The sequence below is a fragment of the Anianabacter salinae genome (genome assembly GCF_019061145.1).
Classification (GTDB): Bacteria; Pseudomonadota; Alphaproteobacteria; order Rhodobacterales; family Rhodobacteraceae; genus Anianibacter; species Anianibacter salinarum.
In genome coordinates, this window is the sequence record NZ_JAHQZS010000002.1 from 275,320 (window position 1) to 296,706 (window position 21,387).

Below are 21,387 nucleotides of genomic sequence, written 5' to 3' on the forward strand. Positions count from 1 at the left end.
CTGGTGCACACGACCCCGGCGCCGCCGACTTGTCAATGCGTCCCGCAGTCAGCCGAAACCCTTGACCGGCCAGGGGTCAAGCGCCGCTTGTGCCTTGCGCGTCAGCCCGGCGCGGATGAGGCTGTAAGACGCCTCGATCCGGTGGCGCAATTCATCCTCGGGGCAATCCTCGGGCAACAGGATCCACGAGCGGTGGAAATACGCAGGCTTGGTGCCGACACCCGCCGCGCGCAGCATCTCAGCCGTCTCGACCGAGTCGCATTTGACCACGACGCCGCGCTGCACCGCGCCGATGCAGGCGAACATCTTGCCGCCGACCTTCCACGCGTCATGTCCGCCGCCCCAGGGGTCGGAGACCTCGGCGCCGGGCAGCGGCGTGCAGATGGCGGTGACACGGTCATTGAACATGGCGTGATGCTATCATGCCGCTTGCAATGCGGGAACACGGCGGCTACCGCTGGAGCCATGAAAACGCGTGGCATCATTTCCTGCTGCATTCCCTGCTGACATCGTCGCGCGGGGTCTTTTCGTTTTCACTTTCCAACGAAGTTGTTAAAGCCCCGCCGGGACACGCGCCCTTGCGAGGACGACACATGACCGAGATCAGGCTAACGAATTCGAAGACCCGGAAGAAAGAGGTCTTTGCCCCGCTCGATCCTGCGGATGTGCGGATGTATGTCTGCGGCCCCACGGTTTACGATCGCGCCCATCTTGGAAATGCCCGCCCGGTGATCGTGTTCGACGTGCTCTACCGTCTCTTGCGGCATGTCTACGGCGCCGATCACGTCCGCTATGTCCGCAACTTCACCGACGTGGACGACCGCATCAACGAGACGGCGCTGAGGCGTCAGCAGGCAGGCGCCCCGGGCACGCTCGAAGACCTCATCCGCGAACGCTCGGACGAGACGATCCGCTGGTATCACGACGACATGGATGCGCTCGGCGCGCTGCGCCCGGGCGAGGAACCGCGCGCGACCGCCTACATCCCGCAGATGATCGCCATGATCGAGGATCTGGTGGCCAAGGGTCATGCCTATGCCGCCGAGGGGCATGTGCTGTTCGCCGTGGACAGCTATGCCAAATACGGCGCGCTGTCGGGCCGGTCGGTCGACGACATGATCGCCGGCGCCCGGGTCGAGGTTGCGCCCTACAAGCGCAACCCGATGGATTTCGTGCTGTGGAAGCCGTCGTCCGGCGATTTGCCCGGATGGGAATCGCCCTGGGGCCGCGGCCGCCCCGGCTGGCACATCGAGTGCTCGGCGATGGCCCACGCGCTGCTCGGAGAGAGCTTCGACATCCACGGCGGCGGCAATGATTTGATGTTCCCGCACCACGAAAACGAGATCGCCCAAAGCTGCTGCGCCCACGGCCACGCCGATGACGGCGAGGGCTTTGCGCAGGTCTGGCTGCACAACGAGATGCTGCAGGTCGAGGGCAAGAAGATGTCGAAATCGCTCGGCAACTTCTTTACCGTGCGAGACCTGCTGGATCAGGGGGTACCGGGCGAAGTGATCCGCTTCGTGTTCCTGTCGACGCATTACCGCAAGCCGATGGACTGGACTCTTAGAAAGGCCACTGAGGCTAGGCAGACTTTGAACCAATGGGCGGGTTTGCTTGGTTCTGACGGTGCCGCACGCCTAAAGGAACTGAAGCCGGGGAAACCCTTGCCGGAAGTGATGGACGCGCTTCGTGACGACCTTAATACCCATTCTGCACTTCAGGCACTACAGCCGAAATCTCTGAGGAAACATTTCAACGTAGCTGAGTTTTCGGAGCGCCTTGAGGACATTTACGCCTCGCAGATGCTCCTAGGTTTTGATCTCCGAGAGACTGCTTCAGCTATGCTACATGCAGAGTCTCGTGACGGCTTGGCCACTGTGGTCAATGAGGCATTGCACCGTGAACAGGCGCTTGCCAACAAGGTGTCGGAGGCGCACTCGACGGCCAAGGTGACCAAGGATTTCTCAGAGGTCGACCGTCTGAAATCCGCGCTTCTGACGGCTGGCGTCGAAGTCCGCATGTCGAAGGATGGCGTCGAACTTGTCCCCGGCCCCAACTTCGACCCCGCCAAACTCGAAGGCCTCGAATGACCCCGCGCCCCTCACATCTTTGGTCTGCAAATACCTCCGGGGGAGTCGCCGCAGGCGGCGGGGGCAGAGCCCCCTCATCGCGCCGCCGTAGGGCGGGACTTGTCCCGCCGCCCCCCGCCGAAAGGCAACTGCAATGACCCGCGAACGGCTCTATCTCTACGACACCACGCTGCGTGACGGGCAGCAGACGCAGGGTGTGCAGTTCTCGACCCCCGAAAAGCACCGCATTGCCGCGACGCTCGATGCGCTCGGGATCGACCATATCGAGGGCGGCTGGCCCGGCGCGAACCCCACCGACAGCCAGTTCTTCGACGACAAGCCGCAGATGAACGCCACGTTCACCGCCTTTGGCATGACCAAGCGCGCGGGCCGGTCGGCCGAGAACGACGACGTGCTGGCCGCTGTCCTGAACGCGGGCACCCCCGCGGTCTGTCTTGTCGGCAAGACCCATGATTTCCACGTCACCACCGCGCTTGGCATCAGGCTGGACGAGAACACCGAGAACATCCGCGCCTCGGTCGCGCATCTGGTGGCGCAGGGGCGCGAGGCGCTGTTCGACGCCGAGCATTTCTTTGACGGCTACCGCGCCAATCCCGGTTATGCGCTGGACTGCCTGCACGCTGCCCATGATGCGGGCGCGCGCTGGATCGTGCTGTGTGACACCAACGGCGGCACCCTGCCGGACGAGATCGCCCGCACCACCCGCGCCGTCATCGCCAGCGGCATTCCCGGAACGCGGCTGGGCATCCACACCCATGACGACACCGGCAACGCGGTGGCGAACAGCCTTGCCGCCGTGGATGCGGGCGCGCGGCAGATTCAAGGCACGCTGAACGGGCTGGGCGAGCGCTGCGGCAACGCCAACCTCACCACGCTGATCCCGACGCTTCTGCTGAAAGAGCCCTATCGCAGCGCCTATGAGATCGGGGTGACCGTGGACCGGCTGCCGACGATCACGCGCGCCAGCCGGATGCTCGACGAAATCCTGAACCGGGTGCCACTGAAGTCGGCGCCATACGTCGGCGCCTCGGCCTTTGCGCACAAGGCCGGGCTGCACGCCAGCGCCATCGCCAAGGACCCCGCCACCTACGAGCATGTCGACCCCGCGCAGGTCGGCAACACGCGCATCGTGCCGATGTCAAACCAGGCGGGGCAATCGAACCTGCGCGCGCGGTTGACCGATATGGGGATCGAGACGGACAAGGGCGACCCGGCGCTGGCGCGTATCCTCGACATCGTCAAGGAGCGCGAGACCCAAGGCTATTCCTACGACACCGCGCAGGCCAGTTTCGAGCTGATCGCGCGGAGCGAGCTTGGCGCGCTGCCGCGCTTTTTCGAGGTCAAGCGCTACCGCGTCACGGTCGAGCGGCGCAAGAACAAGTACAACCGTATGGTCAGCGTGTCCGAGGCGGTCGTGGTGACCAAGATCGGCGATCAGAAGAATCTGTCGGTGTCGGAAAGCCATGATGCCACGGGCACCGACCGGGGGCCGGTCAACGCGCTGTATCGCGCGCTGGCCAAGGATCTGGGCCCCTATCAGCACATGATCGACGACATGCGGCTGGTGGATTTCAAGGTGCGCATCACCCAGGGCGGCACCGAGGCCGTGACCCGCGTCATCATCGACAGCGAGGACGGGCAGGGTCGCCGCTGGTCCACCGTGGGCGTGTCGCCGAACATCGTGGATGCGTCCTTTGACGCGCTTCTGGACGCGGTGAACTGGAAGCTGATGCGCGACGGGGCGACTGCACCGTGACGGACGCTTTTTTTGAAATCCACAGTAGCCTTGACCGCGAAGGCCCCGGCGACCGCGACAGCCTCGACTGGGCGCTGGAGCTGGCCCGGGTGCCGAAGGATGCCCGCATCCTCGATGCGGGCTGCGGGCCGGGGGCGGACATTGCGGGGCTTCTGCACCATGCGCCCGAGGGGCATGTGACGGCGCTCGACAGCCATGCGCCGTTCATCGATGCAGTGCGTGCCCGGCATGCAGGGGACAGCCGGGTGACGGCGGAAGTCGCGGACATGCTGGCGGCAGACGGTCCGTTCGATCTGATCTGGTGCGCGGGCGCAGTCTATTTTGCGGGCGTGACCGAGGCGTTGACTGCGTGGACGCCCAGGCTGACGGGCTCGAAGATCGTCGCCTTCTCGCAGCTTGCCTGGAAATCTTCCGACCGGCCGACCGAGGCGGCGGCGTTCTGGGCGGAAGGCTATCCGCCGATGACCGACCGCGACGGCGTGCTGACGCAGGTGCAAGAGGCGGGCTATCGCATCGTGGCCGCGCGGTTTCTGCCCGATGCCGCCTGGGAGGCATACTACACGCCCCTTGGCCGCCGGGTGGCGTTCCTGCGGTCGGGCGAGGTGCCGGACGATCTGGCCGAGGCACTGGATGCGGAAGAGCGCGAAATGGCCCTCTGGCGTGCGCATCGGGACGCGTTCGGCTACCTTCAGGTCGTGGCCACGCCGGAGTGAACGACCGATGAGCCTGCAATCCTGCGCCGAACTTCTGGAACGCGGCGATCCCGACCGGCTACGCGCCGCGCTGGCCGCCCCGCCAACGGCGCGCAAGGTGCTGTTCCCGGTCTATGCCTTCAACCTCGAAATCGCGCGGGCGCCCTGGGTCACGGCAGAGTCGATGATCGCCGAGATGCGGCTGCAATGGTGGCGCGATGCGCTGGAAGAGATCGGGCAGGGCGCCAGGGTGCGCAGCCACGAGGTGACGCTGCCGCTGGCCGAGGTGCTGGATGCGGACGGTGCCGCGCTGCTCGACGGGGTCATCGCCGCGCGGCGCTGGGACGTGTATTCCGAGCCCTTCGAGGACGAGGATCATTTCCGCGCCTATCTCGATGCGACGTCCGGCAACCTTGCCTGGGCGGCGGCGCGGGCATTGGGGGCACAGGGCAACGAGGCTGCGGTGCGCGATGTCGCCTTTGCCAGCGGTCTTGCGCGGTTCTTTCAGGCCGTGCCCGATCTGCAGGCGAAGGGCAGGGTGCCGATGGTCGACGGACGGCCAGAGCGGGTGCGCGCCTTCGCGGCCGAGGCGCTGGACCGGCTGTCGCGTGCGGGCCGCATCCGGGGACCTGCGCGCCACGCGCTCAATGACACTGTGTTCGCCGCGCCGCTGTTGCGACTGGCGCAGCGTGATCCGCAGGCGGTCGCAGAGGGACGTCTCGCGCTCCCCGAAGGCCGCAAGCGCCTGCGCCTGATCCTGCGGATGCTGGGCGGCTGACGGCGGCCTACCGGCCCTTCCAGATCCAGCCGCCGCCGAAGATGCGCGTGCTTTCGGTGTCGTAGAACACGCAAGCCTGTCCGGGCGAGATGCCTTCCTCGGCCACCAGCAGTTCCACCTCGGCCTCGGTGTCCGACAGGGGCCGGATCACCGCCTCGCGCGGCGGGCGGGTCGAACGGACCTTGACCGCAACATGCCATTCGGCGCGCGACGTGAAGGGCGCATCACCCAGCCAGTTGATCTCGCGCACGGGAACGGTGCGGGCGGACAGCATGTCCTTGGGGCCGACGATCACGCGGCGCGCATCGACGTCCAGCTTGACGACATACAGCGGCTCTTCCAGACCGCCGATGCCAAGACCACGGCGCTGGCCGATGGTGTAGTGGATCACGCCCGAATGCGTGCCCAGCACCCGGCCATCGGCATGGACGATCTCGCCCGGCTCTGCCGCCCCGGGGCGCAGTTTCTCGATCACGCTGGCATAGTTGCCGTTCGGCACGAAGCAGATGTCCTGGCTGTCGGGCTTGTCCGCCACGGGCAGCCCGTGCCGCGCGGCAAGCGCGCGGGTGTCTGCCTTGGACGCCAGATGGCCCAGCGGAAAGCGCAAATAGGACAGCTGCTGCGGCGTGGTCGAGAACAGGAAATACGACTGGTCGCGCGCCGGGTCGGCGGCAGAATGCAGCTCTGGCCCGTTCGGACCGTCGAAGCGCTGGATGTAGTGACCCGTCGCCATGCAGTCGGCATCAAGGTCCTTGGCGGTTTCCAGCAGGTCGCGGAACTTCACCCGTTCATTGCAGCGGATGCAGGGCACCGGGGTCGCGCCCGCAAGGTAGCTGTCGGCGAATTCGTCGATCACCGATTCGCGGAACGTGTTCTCGTAGTCGAGGACGTAGTGCGGAAAGCCCATCGTCTCGGCGACGCGGCGGGCGTCGTGAATGTCGCGACCCGCGCAGCACGCGCCCTTTTTCGCCAGCGCCGCGCCGTGGTCATACAGTTGCAGCGTCACGCCGACGACGTCATAGCCTTCCTGCGCCAGCTCTGCCGCGACAACGGAGCTGTCCACGCCGCCCGACATCGCCACCACGACGCGCGTCTGCGACGGCGGCTTGGCGAAGCCGAGCGAATTGAGCGGGTGGTCGGTGCGGTCGAGCGCCATGGGGGAATGCCTTTTCCGGGGGTGTGCCGGAATATAGGAAAATGCGCCTTATTCACAAGGGGCGGTTTCATCGCTCCTTAAACACGGCTGCCGCAGGATCGGGACCGCACACAAAGGGGTGAGGCCGATGTACTTGCGAAAATCACCGGGGCCGCGATTGGTGACGCTGCCCGACGGAACCACCATGACGCGGGCGGACCTGCCGCCTGCCGATACCCGACGCTGGGTGGCGCGGCGCAAGTCCGCCGTGGTGCGCGCCGTCGATGCCGGGCTGATCTCTGAAGACGAGGCGCTGTCTCTCTATGACCTCTCGGCGGAAGAGTTCGGCATGTGGCGCAAGGGCTACACGGAATTCGGAGAGGCGGCTCTCAAGACCACGCTCACACAAAAATATAGACAACCATGAGTTGCGGTGCGCTCAATTATTGCTAACGGAGATTTAACTATTGTGTCCGATCTTTGGCCGGACAATGTTATGAAGGAGGCTGTCATGCGGGTGCTATTGGTCGAGGACGACGCCGCGACGGCGCGCAGTATCGAGATGATGCTCTCGAACGCCAATCTGAACGTCTATGCCACGGATCTGGGGGAAGAGGGCATCGATCTTGCAAAGCTCTACGACTACGACCTGATCCTTCTCGACCTCGGCCTGCCGGACATGAACGGTCTCGAGGTTCTGCGCCAGCTGCGCCTTGCCCGGATAGACACGCCGATCCTGATCCTGTCGGGCGCCGACGACACCGACAACAAGATCCGCGGATTCGGGTTCGGGGCCGACGACTACCTGGTAAAGCCGTTCCACAGGGACGAACTGGTGGCGCGCATCCACGCGATCATCCGTCGGTCCAAGGGGCATGCGCAATCGGTGATCCGCACCGGCCCGATCGAGGTGAACCTCGACGCCAAGACGGTCGAGGTCGGCGGGCGCACCGTCCACCTGACCGGCAAGGAATACCAGATGTTCGAACTGCTCTCGCTGCGCAAGGGCACGACCCTGACCAAGGAAATGTTCCTGAACCACCTCTACGGCGGCATGGACGAGCCGGAACTCAAGATCATCGACGTGTTCATCTGCAAGCTGCGCAAAAAGCTGGCCGAGGCGACGGGCGGCGCCAACTTCATCGAGACGGTGTGGGGGCGGGGTTATGTGCTGCGCGACCCGCAGCCTGACCACGACGCCGAACGGCTGGTGCTGCGGGCCTGATCCGGGCCTGATCCGGGCGGGGCACGGGGCGCAACGGACTGGACGCCGCTGGGGGCTGGACCTATCACTTGGGTCGCGCGCAGTAACCGATGAAAGGCGCCCCCCGCATGCCCGGTCCGACCCCGATCGACAAGCTGGACGAAGACGCCGCGCGCCGGGAACTCGCCGATCTGTCGCAGAACATTCATCGCGCGAACGAAGCCTACCACGGGCAGGACGCGCCAGAGATCACCGATGCCGACTATGACGCGCTGAAACGCCGCCTTGCCGGGATCGAGGCGCGCTTTCCCGGTCTCAAGCGCCCCGACAGCCCCTCGGACCAGGTCGGCGCCGCGCCCTCCGAAGGTTTTGCCAAGGTCCGCCACGAGGTGCGGATGCTGTCTTTGTCGAACGCCTTTGACGCGCAGGACGTGCGCGATTTCGACGACACGGTGCGCCGCTACCTGGGTCTCGGCGCAGATGCACCGCTGGCCTATACCGCAGAGCCCAAGATCGACGGGCTGTCCCTGTCGCTGCGCTATGAAGGCGGGCGGCTGGTGCAGGCCGCCACGCGCGGCGATGGCGAAACCGGCGAGAACGTCACCCGCAACGCGCTGACGGTCGACGACATCCCGCAAACGCTGACCGGCGCCCCGGACGTGCTGGAAGTGCGCGGCGAAGTCTACATGAGCCACGCCGATTTTGCCGCCCTGAACGAGCGGCAGGCGGCGGCAGGGGGCAAGACCTTTGCCAATCCGCGCAATGCCGCCGCCGGATCGCTCCGCCAGCTCGACCCCGAGATCACCCGGTCCCGGCCCTTGCGGTTCTTCGCCTATGCCTGGGGCGCGCTGTCGGATGCGCTGGCCGAAACCCAGATGGACGCGATCAAGCGGCTGGGGGACCTGGGGTTCCAGATCAACCCGCTGACGACGCTGTGCGACGGGCCGGACGAGATGCTGGCGCAGTACGCCCGGATCGAGACTGGGCGCGCGGGGCTGGGCTATGACATCGACGGCGTCGTCTACAAGGTGAACGATCTTGCGCTGCAACGCCGCCTTGGCTTTCGCTCGACCACGCCGCGCTGGGCCACCGCACACAAGTTCGCTGCCGAACTGGCCTGGACCCGGCTTGAGAGAATCGAAATCCAGGTCGGCCGCACCGGCGCGCTGTCCCCTGTCGCGCGGCTGACCCCGGTCAATGTCGGCGGCGTGATGGTGTCGAACGCGACGCTGCACAACGAGGATTACATCGCCGGCCGCGACGCCCGCGGCCAGCCGATCCGCGAGGGCCGCGATATCCGCGAGGGCGATCTGGTGCAGGTGTACCGCGCGGGGGACGTGATCCCCAAGATCGCGGATGTCGACCTGTCGCAGCGCCCGGGAGGGGCACAACCCTTTGCGTTTCCGCAAACCTGCCCCGAATGCGGGTCCGAGGCGATCCGCGAGGAAGGCGACGCGGTGCGGCGCTGCACCGGCGGGCTGATCTGCCCTGCGCAGGCCGTCGAAAAGCTGAAGCATTTTGTCAGCCGCGCCGCCTTTGACATCGAGGGGCTGGGCGCGAAACAGGTCGAACAGTTCTACCAGGATGGCTGGATCAAGGAACCTGCCGACATATTCACGCTGAAAGACCGCTACGGCAGCGGGATGCAGCAGCTGAAGAACCGCGAGGGCTGGGGTGAGAAATCCGCCGAAAACCTCTTTGCCGCGATCGAGGAAAAGCGGCGCATCCCGCTCAACCGGCTGATCTTTGCGCTCGGGATCCGGCATGTGGGTGAGGTTGCCGGACAGGTGCTGGCGCGGCATTTCGGATCATGGGACGCGCTGACCGCCGCCGTCGATGCCGCCGCCGCCGAGCCGATCCTGAATGCCCTTGAGGACCGCAAGGCCGCATTGGCCGCCAGCCCGCACTATGCCGAGATCCTCGGCATCGACGGCGTGGGCGAAACCCTGGCCCGGTCGCTGATCGCCACGATGGACCAAGAGGCCGAGCGCGCGTCGATCGACCGGCTGGCCGCGCATCTGACGGTCGAGGATGTGGCCGCGCCGCAAGATTCGGCCAGCCCCGTCGTGGGCAAGACCGTCGTCTTCACCGGCACCCTTGAAAAGATGACCCGCGCCGAGGCCAAGGCGCGTGCCGAGGCGCTGGGCGCCAAGGTGTCGGGCAGCGTGTCGGCCAAGACCGACCTTCTGGTGGCGGGGCCCGGCGCGGGGTCCAAGGCGAAGAAGGCGGCAGAGCTGGGCGTCGAGACCATCGACGAAGACGCCTGGCTGGCGCTGATCGCGGACGCATGAGCGGGCGCCCCGAGGTCCTGTTCCCGCTGTTCGCAGAGCTGGAAACGCTCGACGGGATCGGACCGAAGACGGCAAAGCATTTCGCGCAGATGGGTGTCGAGCGTCCGCGCGACCTGATCTTCACGCTGCCCTATTCCGGCATCGACCGGCGACGGCGTGCGACGATCCTGGGTGCGGATTTCCCCGAGACGGTGACAGTCGAGGTCGAGATCGGCCATCACCTGCCGCCGAAGTCGCGAGGGCGGCCCTACCGGATCGAGGTGCGCGACGCCGAGACGACGTTCCAGCTGGTGTTCTTTCACGCCCGCGGCGACTGGCTGATGACGCAATACCCCACCGGGCAGCGCCGGGTGGTGTCGGGCAAGGTGGAACTGTTCGACGGCATCGGCCAGATGGTCCACCCCGACCACATCCTGCGCCTTGAGGAGGCGGACGAGATCCCGGGGTTCGAACCGGTGTATCCGCTGACCTCGGGCCTGACGCAGCGCACGGTCTACAAGGCCGCCGCCGCCGCCGTCGCCCGCGCGCCGGAACTGGCCGAATGGATCGATCCGGCCCTGCGCGCCCGCGAAGGCTGGCCCGACTGGCACGTCGCGGTGGCCACCGCGCATCGCCCGCTGTCCTTGGCCGAACTGGCCGCGACGCATCCCGCGCGGCAGCGGCTGGCCTATGACGAGTTGATGGCGCACCAGTTGAAGCTGGCCCTGGCGCGCGCCTCGTTGCGGCAGGGCAAGGGGCGGGCGACGGCGGGCGACGGGCGCTTGCAGGCCAAGGTCTTGGCGGCGCTGCCTTATGCACCGACCGGCGCGCAGACCCGCGCCATCGCCGAGGTCGTCGCCGACATGGCCGCGCCGCAGCGGATGAACCGGCTTTTGCAGGGCGATGTCGGCGCGGGCAAGACGCTGGTGGCGTTCATGGCGCTGCTGAACGCGGTCGAGGCGGGCGGGCAGGGCGTGATGATGGCCCCGACCGAGATCCTCGCGCGGCAACATCTGGACGGGCTGCGCCCGCTGGCCGAGGACGCGGGCGTGGTGCTTGAATTGCTGACGGGCCGCGACAAGGGGCGCGAGCGGGCGGCGAAGCTGGCGGCGCTGGCGGCGGGCGACATCCAGATCCTCGTCGGCACCCACGCGGTGTTCCAGAAGGACGTGGCGTTCCGCGACCTGCGGCTGGCCATCATCGACGAACAGCACCGCTTCGGCGTGGCGCAGCGGATGGAACTGGGCTCCAAGGGCGCGCTGGCCGATGTGCTGGTGATGACGGCGACGCCGATCCCGCGCTCGCTGTCGCTGGCGCAATACGGCGACATGGATGTCTCGGTGCTGGACGAAAAGCCGCCGGGCCGGACGCCGGTGAAGACGGCGCTGATCTCGACCGCCCGCCTGGGCGAGGTGGTGGATCATCTGCGCCGCGCCGTGGCCGAGGGACGGCAGGCCTACTGGGTTTGCCCGCTGGTCGAGGAAAGCGAAAGCGTCGACATGACCGCCGCCGAAGAGCGGTTCAAACGGTTGCGGGCGAGCCTTGGCGAGTGTGTCGTCGGGCTGGTTCACGGCCAGATGCCGCCGCGCGACAAGGATGCGGCGATGGCGCGCTTCGTGGCGGGCGAGACAAAGGTGCTGGTGTCGACCACGGTGATCGAGGTCGGGGTGAACGTGCCGAACGCGTCGATCATGGTGGTGGAGCAGGCGGAATCCTTTGGCCTGGCGCAATTGCACCAGTTGCGCGGGCGTGTCGGGCGGGGGGCGGCTGCGTCGACCTGTCTGCTGATGTATCAGCCGCCTCTGACCGAGACGGGGCAGCGGCGGCTGGAGATCCTGCGCGAGACCGAGGACGGATTCCGCATCGCAGAGGAAGACCTTGCGATGCGCGGCGCGGGCGATCTGATCGGCACGGCGCAGTCCGGGCTGCCCCGGTTCCGCATCGCCGATCTGGAACGGCAGTCGGCGTTGATGGCGCTGGCGCAGTCGGACGCGCGCAAGCTGCTGCACGACGATCCCGCGCTTGAGACAGAGCGCGGCAAGGCGGCCCGAGTGCTGCTGTGGCTGATGGAGCAGGACCGCGCGATCCGGCTGATTTCCGTAGGCTAGGGAACCACTTACGCGTTTTGTTCTCAAATGTTCTCACAAAGTTCTTTACATGGCGTTAATCATGTGAGAACAAAGTGGCAACAGAGCACAAAAAAGCACAGAGGTTCGAGATGAAGACGCGCATCAAGGCACTGCTTTCCGACAACGGGTCGATCCTGGGCGATTTCGCCGGGGCGGCCTCGCTCATGGTCCTTCTGGTGGCGCTGCTGCACCTGCCCGCCGTCGCCTGACCTTACCCCGTTTCCCCAACTGCCTGCGGTCTGTCGCCGGTCATAAGTCCTTGCGCTGCCTGTCCCCATAGCCCTGCGCAGGGTTCCTGTCCCAAACCCAGAGCCGGGATTGCCTCATCCCCCGGCCGGCCGGTTGCCTACAGATACGCCCCTTGCCGCCGCTCCCCTGTCCCGGGAAGCGGCGGTTTTTTTATGTAAGGCTCTATTTCAGGCCCGGCGACGGCGGCCTGCGCCCCCGCGGCCCCGGCCCGAGCCCGCCTCGGCGGCAGCGCGGGCGGCGTCGGGAAAGCTGGTGCCATCCTTCATCGCCTCAAGCACGCGGGCAAAACGGATCCACTCGGCGCCGTTCGGGTCGTGGTTGGCGAGGAAGTTGGCGGCCTTGATCGCTTCCATCTCGACGTGGCGGACGGGGTTCATGATCGCGCTGGTCATGCCTGCACCGATCGCCATCGGCAGGAAGGCGGCGTTGATTCCGTGCCGGTTCGGCAGCCCGAACGAGATGTTCGACGCGCCGCAGGTGGTGTTGACGCCCAGCTCATCCCGCAGGCGGCGGACCAGCGTGAACACCTGCTGCCCGGCGGAGGCCATCGCGCCGACCGGCATCACCAGCGGATCGACCACGATGTCATGCGCCGGAATGCCGAAATCGGCGGCGCGCTCGACGATCTTCTTGGCCACGGCAAAACGCACGTCGGGGTCTTCGGAGATGCCGGTGTCGTCGTTCGAGATCGCCACGACCGGCACGTTGTACTTCTTGACCAGCGGCAGCACGAGTTCGAGCCGCTCTTCCTCGCCCGTCACCGAGTTCAGAAGCGGGCGGCCGTGGCAGGCGGCAAGCCCGGCCTCGAGCGCGGCAGGCACCGAGCTGTCGATGCACAGGGGCACGTCGACCAGCGCCTGCACCAGTTCGAGCATCTTCACCATCAGGGGCGGCTCGGTCTCGTTCGGGTTGGGGTTCGAGTTGTAGACGACGCCCGCGTTCACATCGAGCACCATCGCCCCGCAGGCGACCTGTTCCAGCGCGTCCTTCTCGACGGTCGAGAAATCGCCCGCCTCAAGCTCTGCCGCCAGTTTCTTGCGGCCCGTGGGATTGATCCGCTCGCCGATCACGCAGAACGGCTCGTCAAAGCCGATTGTGACGGTCTTGGTTTTCGACTCGATGACGGTGCGGGTCATGGATGGTCCTTCAGATGTGGTTTGCGGGGCGCGCCGAGGCGCCGCCGTTGGCGATGGCCCAGTCGGCATTGGTCTTTATGCCGCCAAGCGGGAAGAAATGCACGGCCTCGATCCCGAAGCCGGGGTTGGCGGCCTTGTGGCGGGCAAGGTCCATCAGGACCTCGTCCGGCGTGTAGGGCAGGACCAGCTTCGTCACGTCCATCGCGCGCTTTTGCAGGACGCGCAGCGACGGGCCGACACCGCAGGCGATGGCGAACTTGATGAGCGTCTGCAGCTTGGCGGGACCGGCGATGCCGATATGGACGGGCAGGTGGATGCCTTCGGCGTCCATCCGCGATACCCAGTCGATGATCGGCTGTGCCTGGAAACAGAACTGCGTCGCCAGTGCGACCTTGGCATCGGTGCGGTTCGCAAAGTCCTGCTTCCAGCGCAGCGCGTCCATCACCATGCGGTCCGACCCGTCGGGGTCGATGTCGCGGTTGCCCTCGGGGTGGCCCGCGACATGCAGGCGGGTAAAGCCCGCCTTGTCGAACAGCCCGGTTTCCAGAAGCTGCATCGACGAGTGGAACGCCCCCTTCGCCTGCGGCACGCCGCCCGCAAGGACAAGGCCCTGCCGCACGTCCGCCTCGCCCTGATAGCGCGCGATCCAGTCGGCCAGCATCGCCTCGTCCGCGATGATCCGCGCGGGGAAATGCGGCATCACGTTGAACCCGCCCGCCGCCAGACGACGCGCGGTGGCGACCATGTCCTCGATGGGCGTGCCGTCGATGTGCGCGATGTAGACGCGTGTGCCCTCGGGCAGCAGATCGCGGAACTCCTCGACCTTCTCGGCGGTGCGCGGCATCACCTCGATCGAATAGCCCTCCAGGAACGCCTCAAGCTCGGGCGCGGCGGCGCGCGGGCGGTCAGCCTCGCGGCGGCGGAAGTTCAGAAGCGATGCCATGCGGTCTCTCCATCCCGGTTGCGGACCGGGCGCGTCGGCCCGGTTCAGGCTCATGCCCAGCCATCGTTGGCGATCAGGGCCTTGATGCGGTCCTGGTCGTAGTCGCGGTCGATGCGCTCGGCCTCTGCCTGTGCCACCGCGTCGGGGTCTCCCTCGACGGTGTAGGGGTCGGCCTTGCGCCATTCGGCAAGGTAGGCGTCGGTGCCCGAGGCCCCGGTCTTCATCGCCGCCCGGTCGATCGCCTGTTCAAAGCGTTCGGGCAGCGCGGCCTTCGATCCCCGGCGGCCCTTGCCGACGATGACCTGGGCCGGGATGTCCCGCCAGTAGACGATGGTGACGTCGGGCATGTGCGATTCCCTTGACCGTTCCTTGCGCTTCTACGCGCCGCCGCAGGGTGTTCGGGGATGGATTTCGACATCTCCCCGCGACAATGCGACGGATACGAAATCGCGGGTCGGCAAACCAGACGCCGCCGCCGTCGTAATTCTCATATCCATTATGAGGCGGCGCGGGGTCACGGCAGGCAATCACAACGCTTGTTTGCGGCCCCGTGCAGGATTACTCTTCAAGGCAACTAGTTCTGGAGGGCGACACGATGGCGCCCAAGCGTCCCATAGGTGCGGGCGCGTTCCCGATTTCGGTAGAGCCGCCAGCGCCGCCAAAGCCCGACCCGGCCAGCCTGTATGCCGCGCTGGACCTCGGGACCAACAGTTGCCGCATGCTGATTGCCCAGCCCAAGGGCAGCCAGTTTCATGTCGTCGACAGCTTTTCCAAATCCGTGCAGCTTGGCTCGGGGCTGGAAGCGTCTGGGCGGCTGTCGCGCGGGTCGATGGCGCGCACCATTCAGGCGCTGCGGATCTGCAAGCGCAAGATCGACAAGCACAACGTCACCCGGATGCGGCTTGTCGCGACCGAGGCGTGCCGCCGCGCCACCAATGCCGCCGAATTCGTCAACGTGGTCGAGCGCGAGACCGGCCTGCGGCTGGACATCATCGAGACCGAGGAAGAGGCGCGGCTGGCGGTGATCTCCTGCGCGCCGCTGGTGTCCACCCGGACCGAACAGCTGCTGGTGGTGGACATTGGCGGCGGCTCGACCGAGCTGGTGTGGATCGACCTGACCCGCGTGCCCCGCGTTGAGCGGCCCAAGGCGATCATGCGGCTGCATACCGGGTTCACCCCCGCCGAGAGCCCGTTTCCCCATGCCAAGGTGGTCGACTGGATCTCGGTGCCGCTTGGCGTTGCGACGCTGCGCGACCAGTTCATCGACGTCGAGGACGATTCGGCCCGTTTTGCCCTGATGAGCTGGTATTTCGAGGAGAACCTCGCCAATTTCACCCCCTACGACGCCGAGCAGACGCGCGATGGGTTCCAGATCATCGGCACCTCGGGCACCGTCACTACTGTTGCCGCAAGCCACCTTGGCCTGCGCCGCTATGACCGCAACAAGGTCGACGGGCTGCGCATGACATCCGACCAGATCGACGCGGTGATCCGCGACTACCTGCACCTTGGCCCGGCGGGCCGCCGCGCCGATCCGCGTATCGGACGCGACCGCCACACGCTCATCATGTCGGGCGCGGCCATCCTGCAGGCGCTTCTGCGCGTGTGGCCGACCGACCGGCTGTCCGTCGCCGACCGCGGCCTGCGCGAGGGGCTTCTTTATGCGCAGATGTCCGCGGACGGCGTGCTGGAAGACGGGCCGTTCTAGTCAGCTCAGGCGGTCGTCTTGCGGATCACGTCGAAGCCGCCAAAGATCAGCCGCTTGCCATCGAACGGCATCTCGCCGCCATCGGTTTGCGACATCTGTGCCCAGCCTGCGTCGCGGGTGGCCTTGTCGGGCCAGACGATCCAGCCGGCGGTGACGACTTCGCCGTCCTCGCACTTCACCGCCATCGGTAGCGAGGTCAGCGTGCCGTCCGGAACGTCGCTGGCCCAGCCATCGACGACTTCGGTTGCGCCAAGGGTGAGGAAATAGCCCTGCATCTCGCTGCAGAACGTGGCGTAGCTGTCCTTCTTGTCCGCTGCGATGGGGGCGACGAACAGATCGAAATAGGCCATGGTATGCCTCCGGTTGATGGCTGCGCGCAGTATCGCACGGATCGCCGCCGCGCCGGTGATCTTTCGCATCCCGCGCGGGTGGCTTATGTGCGCAGGACAAGGCAGGATGACGACATGGCAAAAAACACGAGCGGACGCGGCGAACGCGAGTTGCGGGTCAAGGTCAAGACCGCGCGGGGGCGCAAGCTGTCCTCGACGCGCTGGCTCGAACGGCAACTGAACGACCCCTACGTCAAGCGCGCGAAGGCCGAGGGCTATCGCGGGCGCGCGGCGTTCAAGATCCTGGAGCTTGACGACAAGTACCGCTTTCTTGTGCCGGGCGCGCGGGTGGTTGACCTCGGCTGCGCTCCGGGGGGCTGGTGCCAGGTCGCGGTGGCCCGCGTCAACGCGCTTGGCGAAAAGCAGGGCAAGGCCGTGGGCACCGTGCTGGGCGTCGACCTGCAAGAGATCGAGCCGATCACGGGGGCCGAGATCCATCAGCTTGACTTCATGGCCGACGATGCTGACGCGCTGGTGAAAGAGTGGCTTGGCGGCACCGCGACAGTGGTGATGTCGGACATGGCCGCGGCGTCGTCGGGCCACAAGGGCACCGACCACCTGCGTATCGTCGCGTTGTGCGAGGCCGCCGCCTATTTCGCCTTCGACGTGCTGGAAGAGGGCGGCACCTTTGTCGCCAAGGTGCTGCAGGGCGGCGCCGAGGACAGCCTCCAGAGTGTGCTGAAGCAACGCTTCACCAAGGTCGCCAACGTCAAGCCGCCCGCCAGCCGGTCGGACAGCTCCGAGAAATTTGTCGTGGCGACGGGGTTCCGGGGACGCGAGAGCAATTCCTGAAAGGAATTGTGACCAAATCCTTGAAGGATTTGGACCCGCTCACATCCCCAGGATGCGCCGCGCGTTTTCCTTCAGGATCAGTGGGCGCACCTCGTCCCGCATCTCGAGCTGTTCGAACTCGGACAGCCAGCGGTCGGGCGTGATCGCGGGCCAGTCCGACCCGAACAGCATCTTCTTCTTCAGGATGGTGTTGGCATACTGCACGAAGATCGGCGGAAAGTACTTCGGCGCCCAGCCGGACATGTCGATGTAGACGTTGGGCTTGTGCGTGGCGACCATCAGCCCCTCTTCCGTCCAGGGAAACGACGGGTGCGCCAGCACGATGGGCATGTCGGGGAAATCCACCGCTACATCCTCGACATACAGCGGATTTGAATACTTCTGCCGCATCCCCATGCCGCCGCGCATCCCCGATCCGACGCCGGTCTGCCCGGTGTGAAAGAGCGAGATCGCGCCTTCATCCGCGATCGCCTCGTAGAGGTCATAGGCCATGCGGTCGTTGGGAAAGAAGCCCTGCATGGTGGGGTGGAACTTGAAGCCCTTCACGCCGAACTCGCGCACCAGCCGCCGCGCCTCGCGCGCGCCCATCTTGCCCTTGTGCGGGTCGATCGAGGCGAAGGGGATCAGGATGTCGTCATTCTCGGCGCAAAGTTTCGCGACTTCCTCGTTGGAATAGCGGCGAAAGCCGGTCTCGCGCTCGGCATCGACGGGAAAGATCACGGCGGCGATGTTGCGCTCGCGGTAGTAGGTGGCGGTGTCCTGCACGGCGGGCAGCATGCCGTCGGCCCCGGCGGGGTTGCGGAAATACTTGGCCATCGCCGCCTGGAAATCGTCATAGCCATCGTCACGCGGGCCGCAGCAGGGTTCCTCGGCGTGGGTGTGAAAGTCGATGGCGACCACGGTGTCGAGGTTCATGTCGGGTCCTTTCCGTTGGGCAGGGACAGATAGCGTTTCAGCAGCCGTTTCAGTGTCGCCTCGTCCTGCGGCGACAGCGGACGGGCGGCATCGGCCTCGTGTGTGTCAAAGGCGGGCTGCACCTGGCTAAGATACTTGCGGCCCGCCTCGGTCAGCGACAATTCGACGGCGCGGCGGTCGTCGTCGGGCACGCGGCGGTCGATCCAGCCGCTGCGTTCCATCTGCGCGACCATCTTGGCCATATGCGCGCGCTTGATCGACAGGTGGCGCGCCAGAACGCCCTGCCGCAGGCCGGGGTTGCGCGCGATCAGCATCAGCACCGACACCTCGCCGGGGCGCACGTCATGGTCGCCCATCGCCTCGAAGAACCCTTCGAAGGCGCGCAACTGCGCCAGCCGCAACAGGAACCCCAGCGACTCGCCAAGGGCGCCCAGATCGACCGGCGCATCGGGTGTCTTGGCGCCGTCAGCCATCGCCGGGCGCCTGCACCTTGGCCACGCGCTTTTCCAGGAAGGCGCGCAGGCGGTCCTTTGCCTCGGGCGTGTCGGACGCAATCGAGGCCATCAGCGATTCCGTGAACAGGCCGTCCTCGGCCGACATGTCGCGGATGCGGGGCAGGGCGTTGATGACGGCATAGTTCGACACCGGCGAATTCTCGGCCATGCGCGCCGCGATCTCGGAGGCGCGGGTCAGCGCCTCGCCTTCGGGCACGACGTAGGACACGCCGCCCCAGGATTCCATCCGGTCGGGCGAGACGGAACGGCCGGTCAGCATCATGTCGCCCATCCGCGCCGCGCCGATCAGCCGTGCGATGCGCACCGATCCGCCGCCGCCAACGAAGATCCCGCGCGTACCCTCGGGCAGGGCGAAGAAGGCGGTGGTGTCCGCCACGCGCACATGGGTCGCCGCCGCCAGCTCGAATCCGCCGCCCACGACCGCGCCTTTCAGCGCCGAGACGAAGGGGATGTTGCCGCGCTCGATCAGGTCGAACACCGCGTGCCAGCGCCGCGATCCCTTGACCGCGTCGAACAGCGGTTTCTCGGAATGCTCGGCCAGGTCCAGCCCGGCGCAGAAATGCGTGCCCTCGCTTGCGAAGACGGCCGCTTTGGCGTTCTCTGTGGCACGGGCCACCGCCAGCGCGATGGCCTCGACAAACCGGTCCGAGATGGCGTTACGCTTTTCAGGGCGGTTCAGGGTCAGGATTGCGACATCCCCGTCCTGTTCGTAGCGCACCAGATCATCGCTGTGGTTCTCGGTCATCGCCTGCTCTCCCTCACGCAATTAGTTTCCTAGTAGACAAATTCTGCGAAGACTGTCAATCTCCGGCGCGTCACGGGACCGCCTGGAGGAGACATGACCGGAACTCGCCCCGACGCCACGTTTTGGACCCCGACCGTGCGCAGCGAAACCCGCGCCGACGGGTCGATTCTTGTCTGGCAGGATGAGCCGCTGGGTGGCTATGCCCGGGCGATCACCGAATATTTCGGACATTGGGCCGAACGCACACCCGATACCGTCTGGATGGCAGAGCGCGGGCCGGATGGCGCCTGGGCGGAAACCACCTATGCCGAAGGCTGGGACCGGATCCGGGCGATCGGATCGGCGCTCATGGAGATGGGCCTGTCCGAGGACCGCCCGCTTCTGATCCTGTCGGGCAACTCGGTCGCCCATGCGCTGATGGCTCTGGGCGCGCAGCATGTCGGCGTGCCCTCGGCGGCGCTGGCGCCTGCCTATGCGCTGTCGGGCGGGGATCATGCCAAGCTGCGCGACGTGGCCGAACAGCTGACGCCCGGCCTTATCTTTGCCGACCGCACGCAGAAATTCCTGCCCGCCATCGACGCGGTGTTCGCCGCGGACGTGCCGGTGGCCAGTGTCGAGGGTGACGCGCCCGGCCGTGTCCGCCATGCCTTTGCCGACCTGGTCGCCACGCCCCGCAGCGCCGCTATGGAGGCCGCCCACGCGGCGATCACCCCCGACACGGTGGCCAAGTTCCTGTTCACCTCGGGCACGACCGGATCGCCCAAGGCGGTGATAAACACCCACGAGATGCTGTGTTCCAACCAGCAGATGGTGCGGCAGTGCTTTGTCTTCGTGACCGAAACGCCGCCCGTCGTGGTCGACTGGGCGCCGTGGAACCACACGGCGGCCGGCAACAAGGTCTTCAACATGGTGATGACCAACGGCGGCACCTATTACATCGACGATGGCAAGCCGACGCCGGACGGCATCCTCAAGACGGTGCGCAACCTCAAGGAAATCGCGCCGACCTGGTATTTCAACGTGCCGCTCGGCTACCAGATGCTGCTCGATCATCTGGAAGGCGACGCCGACCTGCGCCGCACCTTCTTTTCGCGCCTGTGCATGCTGTTCTACGCGGGCGCCGGGATGAGCCAGCCGGTCTGGGACCGGCTGACGGCGGCGTCCGAACGCGAGGTGCCGGGCGGCGTGATGATCTCGACCGGCTTTGGCTCGACCGAGACCGGGCCGTTCGCGCTGAATCTGACCGAGCGGCTGGAAAGCTCGGGCAACCTCGGCATTCCCGCGCATGGCGTGAGCTTCAAGCTGGTGCCGCAGGGCGACAAGCTGGAGGGGCGCATCAAGAGCCCCTCGGTGACGCCGGGCTACTGGCGCAATCCTAAGCTTTCGGCGGAAGCCTTTGACGAGGAAGGCTATTACTGCTTCGGCGACGCGTTCAAATTCGCTGAGGATGGCAACCCTGCGGCGGGCTTCCTGTTCGACGGGCGGCTGGCCGAGAACTTCAAGCTGGCCTCGGGCACCTGGGTCGCGGTCGGCCCGCTGCGCGCGGTGCTGACCAACGATCTCAAGGGGTTGGCGTCGGACACGGTGATCGCGGGCGAGGAACGCACCGAGCTTGGCGCGCTGATCGTGCCCGACTGGTCGGCGCTGCGCGCGCTGGCGGGCGAGGCGCTGGAGGGTGAGGCGCTCTTGGCGCATCCCAAGGTGCGCGGCGCGGTCGCACAGGCGCTGGCCGATCATATGGCACGCTCTACCGGGTCGGCCAGCCGCGTGACGCGGGCGATGTTCCTTGCCGATCCGCTGGAGTTCGACAAGGGCGAGGTGACTGACAAGGGGTCGATCAACCAGCGCGCCGTGCTGCGGCACCGCAAGGCGCTGGCCGATGCCCTGTGGGAGGACGACCCGCGCGTGATCCTCCCAGCGACCGAGCGGGCCTGAGGCCCG

Annotated in this window: 20 protein-coding genes; 11 read left to right on the forward strand and 9 right to left on the reverse strand. The window is 66.5% G+C overall.

All coding sequences use genetic code 11. The features are described from left to right. Positions 1-48: 48 nt before the first annotated feature. Complete coding sequence (locus KTJ87_RS05930; protein ID WP_267138179.1) at positions 49-408, reverse strand: MmcQ/YjbR family DNA-binding protein; 360 nt, start codon at positions 406-408, stop codon at positions 49-51. A 185-nt stretch (positions 409-593) separates the two neighbouring features. Here KTJ87_RS05930 and cysS point away from each other — a divergent pair, with 185 nt between their 5' ends. The 4 genes from cysS (at position 594) to KTJ87_RS05950 (ending at position 5,316) form a co-directional block, all read left to right on the forward strand. Further along, complete coding sequence (gene cysS / locus KTJ87_RS05935; RefSeq protein ID WP_267138180.1) at positions 594-2,090, forward strand: cysteine--tRNA ligase; 1,497 nt, start codon at positions 594-596, stop codon at positions 2,088-2,090. 133 nt (positions 2,091-2,223) lie between these two features. Then, the gene (cimA, locus tag KTJ87_RS05940) at positions 2,224-3,846 is read left to right on the forward strand and encodes a citramalate synthase (protein ID WP_267138181.1); all 1,623 of its coding nucleotides are present in this window, start codon (positions 2,224-2,226) and stop codon (positions 3,844-3,846) included. After that, the gene (locus tag KTJ87_RS05945) at positions 3,843-4,559 is read left to right on the forward strand and encodes a class I SAM-dependent methyltransferase (protein WP_267138182.1); all 717 of its coding nucleotides are present in this window, start codon (positions 3,843-3,845) and stop codon (positions 4,557-4,559) included. Before cimA ends, KTJ87_RS05945 begins: the two co-directional genes overlap by 4 nt. 7 nt (positions 4,560-4,566) lie before the next feature. Then, on the forward strand, positions 4,567-5,316 hold the full coding sequence (locus KTJ87_RS05950) for a squalene/phytoene synthase family protein (RefSeq protein WP_267138183.1): 750 nt from the start codon (positions 4,567-4,569) through the stop codon (positions 5,314-5,316). A gap of 7 nt (positions 5,317-5,323) precedes the next feature. On the opposite strand, the gene mnmA is transcribed toward KTJ87_RS05950, so the two are convergent. Next, complete coding sequence (gene mnmA, locus KTJ87_RS05955; protein WP_267138184.1) at positions 5,324-6,472, reverse strand: tRNA 2-thiouridine(34) synthase MnmA; 1,149 nt, start codon at positions 6,470-6,472, stop codon at positions 5,324-5,326. A gap of 127 nt (positions 6,473-6,599) precedes the next feature. On the opposite strand from mnmA, the gene sciP reads away from it, so the two are divergent. The 4 genes from sciP to recG all read left to right on the forward strand — a co-directional run bounded on the left by sciP (position 6,600) and on the right by recG (position 12,033). Beyond that, positions 6,600-6,878 carry a CtrA inhibitor SciP gene (gene sciP / locus KTJ87_RS05960; RefSeq protein WP_267138185.1) on the forward strand — a complete coding sequence of 93 codons (279 nt, stop codon included), beginning with the start codon at positions 6,600-6,602 and terminating at the stop codon, positions 6,876-6,878. 84 nt (positions 6,879-6,962) lie between these two features. Further along, the gene (ctrA, locus tag KTJ87_RS05965; protein WP_267138186.1) at positions 6,963-7,676 is read left to right on the forward strand and encodes a response regulator transcription factor CtrA; all 714 of its coding nucleotides are present in this window, start codon (positions 6,963-6,965) and stop codon (positions 7,674-7,676) included. A 107-nt stretch (positions 7,677-7,783) separates the two neighbouring features. Then, positions 7,784-9,946: an NAD-dependent DNA ligase LigA gene (ligA, locus tag KTJ87_RS05970; protein ID WP_267138187.1), complete on the forward strand. Its 2,163-nt coding sequence runs from the start codon at positions 7,784-7,786 to the stop codon at positions 9,944-9,946. Then, positions 9,943-12,033: an ATP-dependent DNA helicase RecG gene (gene recG / locus KTJ87_RS05975; RefSeq protein ID WP_267138188.1), complete on the forward strand. Its 2,091-nt coding sequence runs from the start codon at positions 9,943-9,945 to the stop codon at positions 12,031-12,033. Before ligA ends, recG begins: the two co-directional genes overlap by 4 nt. A gap of 437 nt (positions 12,034-12,470) precedes the next feature. On the opposite strand, the gene KTJ87_RS05980 is transcribed toward recG, so the two are convergent. Genes KTJ87_RS05980 through KTJ87_RS05990 form a run of 3 tightly spaced genes read right to left on the reverse strand, consistent with a single transcriptional unit; the run spans position 12,471 to position 14,729 of the window. After that, positions 12,471-13,439 carry a methyltetrahydrofolate cobalamin methyltransferase gene (locus tag KTJ87_RS05980; RefSeq protein ID WP_267138189.1) on the reverse strand — a complete coding sequence of 323 codons (969 nt, stop codon included), beginning with the start codon at positions 13,437-13,439 and terminating at the stop codon, positions 12,471-12,473. A 10-nt stretch (positions 13,440-13,449) separates the two neighbouring features. Beyond that, positions 13,450-14,382 (reverse strand): methylenetetrahydrofolate reductase, encoded by a 933-nt coding sequence (locus KTJ87_RS05985; RefSeq protein ID WP_267138190.1) that lies wholly within the window; start codon positions 14,380-14,382, stop codon positions 13,450-13,452. A 50-nt stretch (positions 14,383-14,432) separates the two neighbouring features. Beyond that, the gene (locus KTJ87_RS05990; protein ID WP_267138191.1) at positions 14,433-14,729 is read right to left on the reverse strand and encodes a virulence factor; all 297 of its coding nucleotides are present in this window, start codon (positions 14,727-14,729) and stop codon (positions 14,433-14,435) included. Between the two features lie 248 nt (positions 14,730-14,977). On the opposite strand from KTJ87_RS05990, the gene KTJ87_RS05995 reads away from it, so the two are divergent. Further along, the gene (locus KTJ87_RS05995; protein ID WP_267138192.1) at positions 14,978-16,090 is read left to right on the forward strand and encodes a Ppx/GppA phosphatase family protein; all 1,113 of its coding nucleotides are present in this window, start codon (positions 14,978-14,980) and stop codon (positions 16,088-16,090) included. A 5-nt stretch (positions 16,091-16,095) separates the two neighbouring features. On the opposite strand, the gene KTJ87_RS06000 is transcribed toward KTJ87_RS05995, so the two are convergent. Further along, a complete protein-coding gene (locus KTJ87_RS06000) occupies positions 16,096-16,440 on the reverse strand; it encodes a DUF1428 domain-containing protein (protein WP_267138193.1) in 345 nt (114 codons plus the stop codon). A 114-nt stretch (positions 16,441-16,554) separates the two neighbouring features. On the opposite strand from KTJ87_RS06000, the gene KTJ87_RS06005 reads away from it, so the two are divergent. Next, positions 16,555-17,271, forward strand: coding sequence for an RlmE family RNA methyltransferase (locus KTJ87_RS06005; protein ID WP_267138194.1), 717 nt, complete (start codon positions 16,555-16,557; stop codon positions 17,269-17,271). A gap of 39 nt (positions 17,272-17,310) precedes the next feature. Here KTJ87_RS06005 and KTJ87_RS06010 read toward each other — a convergent pair whose 3' ends face one another. The 3 genes from KTJ87_RS06010 to KTJ87_RS06020 are packed head-to-tail and all read right to left on the reverse strand — an operon-like array spanning position 17,311 to position 19,446. Then, positions 17,311-18,186, reverse strand: a complete 876-nt coding sequence (locus tag KTJ87_RS06010; protein WP_267138195.1) for an amidohydrolase family protein — start codon at positions 18,184-18,186, stop codon at positions 17,311-17,313. Beyond that, on the reverse strand, positions 18,183-18,659 hold the full coding sequence (locus KTJ87_RS06015; RefSeq protein ID WP_267138196.1) for a MarR family winged helix-turn-helix transcriptional regulator: 477 nt from the start codon (positions 18,657-18,659) through the stop codon (positions 18,183-18,185). Before KTJ87_RS06015 ends, KTJ87_RS06010 begins: the two co-directional genes overlap by 4 nt. Continuing rightward, complete coding sequence (locus KTJ87_RS06020) at positions 18,652-19,446, reverse strand: crotonase/enoyl-CoA hydratase family protein (RefSeq protein ID WP_267138197.1); 795 nt, start codon at positions 19,444-19,446, stop codon at positions 18,652-18,654. The genes KTJ87_RS06015 and KTJ87_RS06020 overlap by 8 nt, the downstream gene beginning before the upstream one ends. 93 nt (positions 19,447-19,539) lie before the next feature. On the opposite strand from KTJ87_RS06020, the gene KTJ87_RS06025 reads away from it, so the two are divergent. Further along, positions 19,540-21,381, forward strand: coding sequence for a feruloyl-CoA synthase (locus KTJ87_RS06025; RefSeq protein ID WP_267138198.1), 1,842 nt, complete (start codon positions 19,540-19,542; stop codon positions 21,379-21,381). The last annotated feature ends 6 nt before the right edge of the window (positions 21,382-21,387 follow it).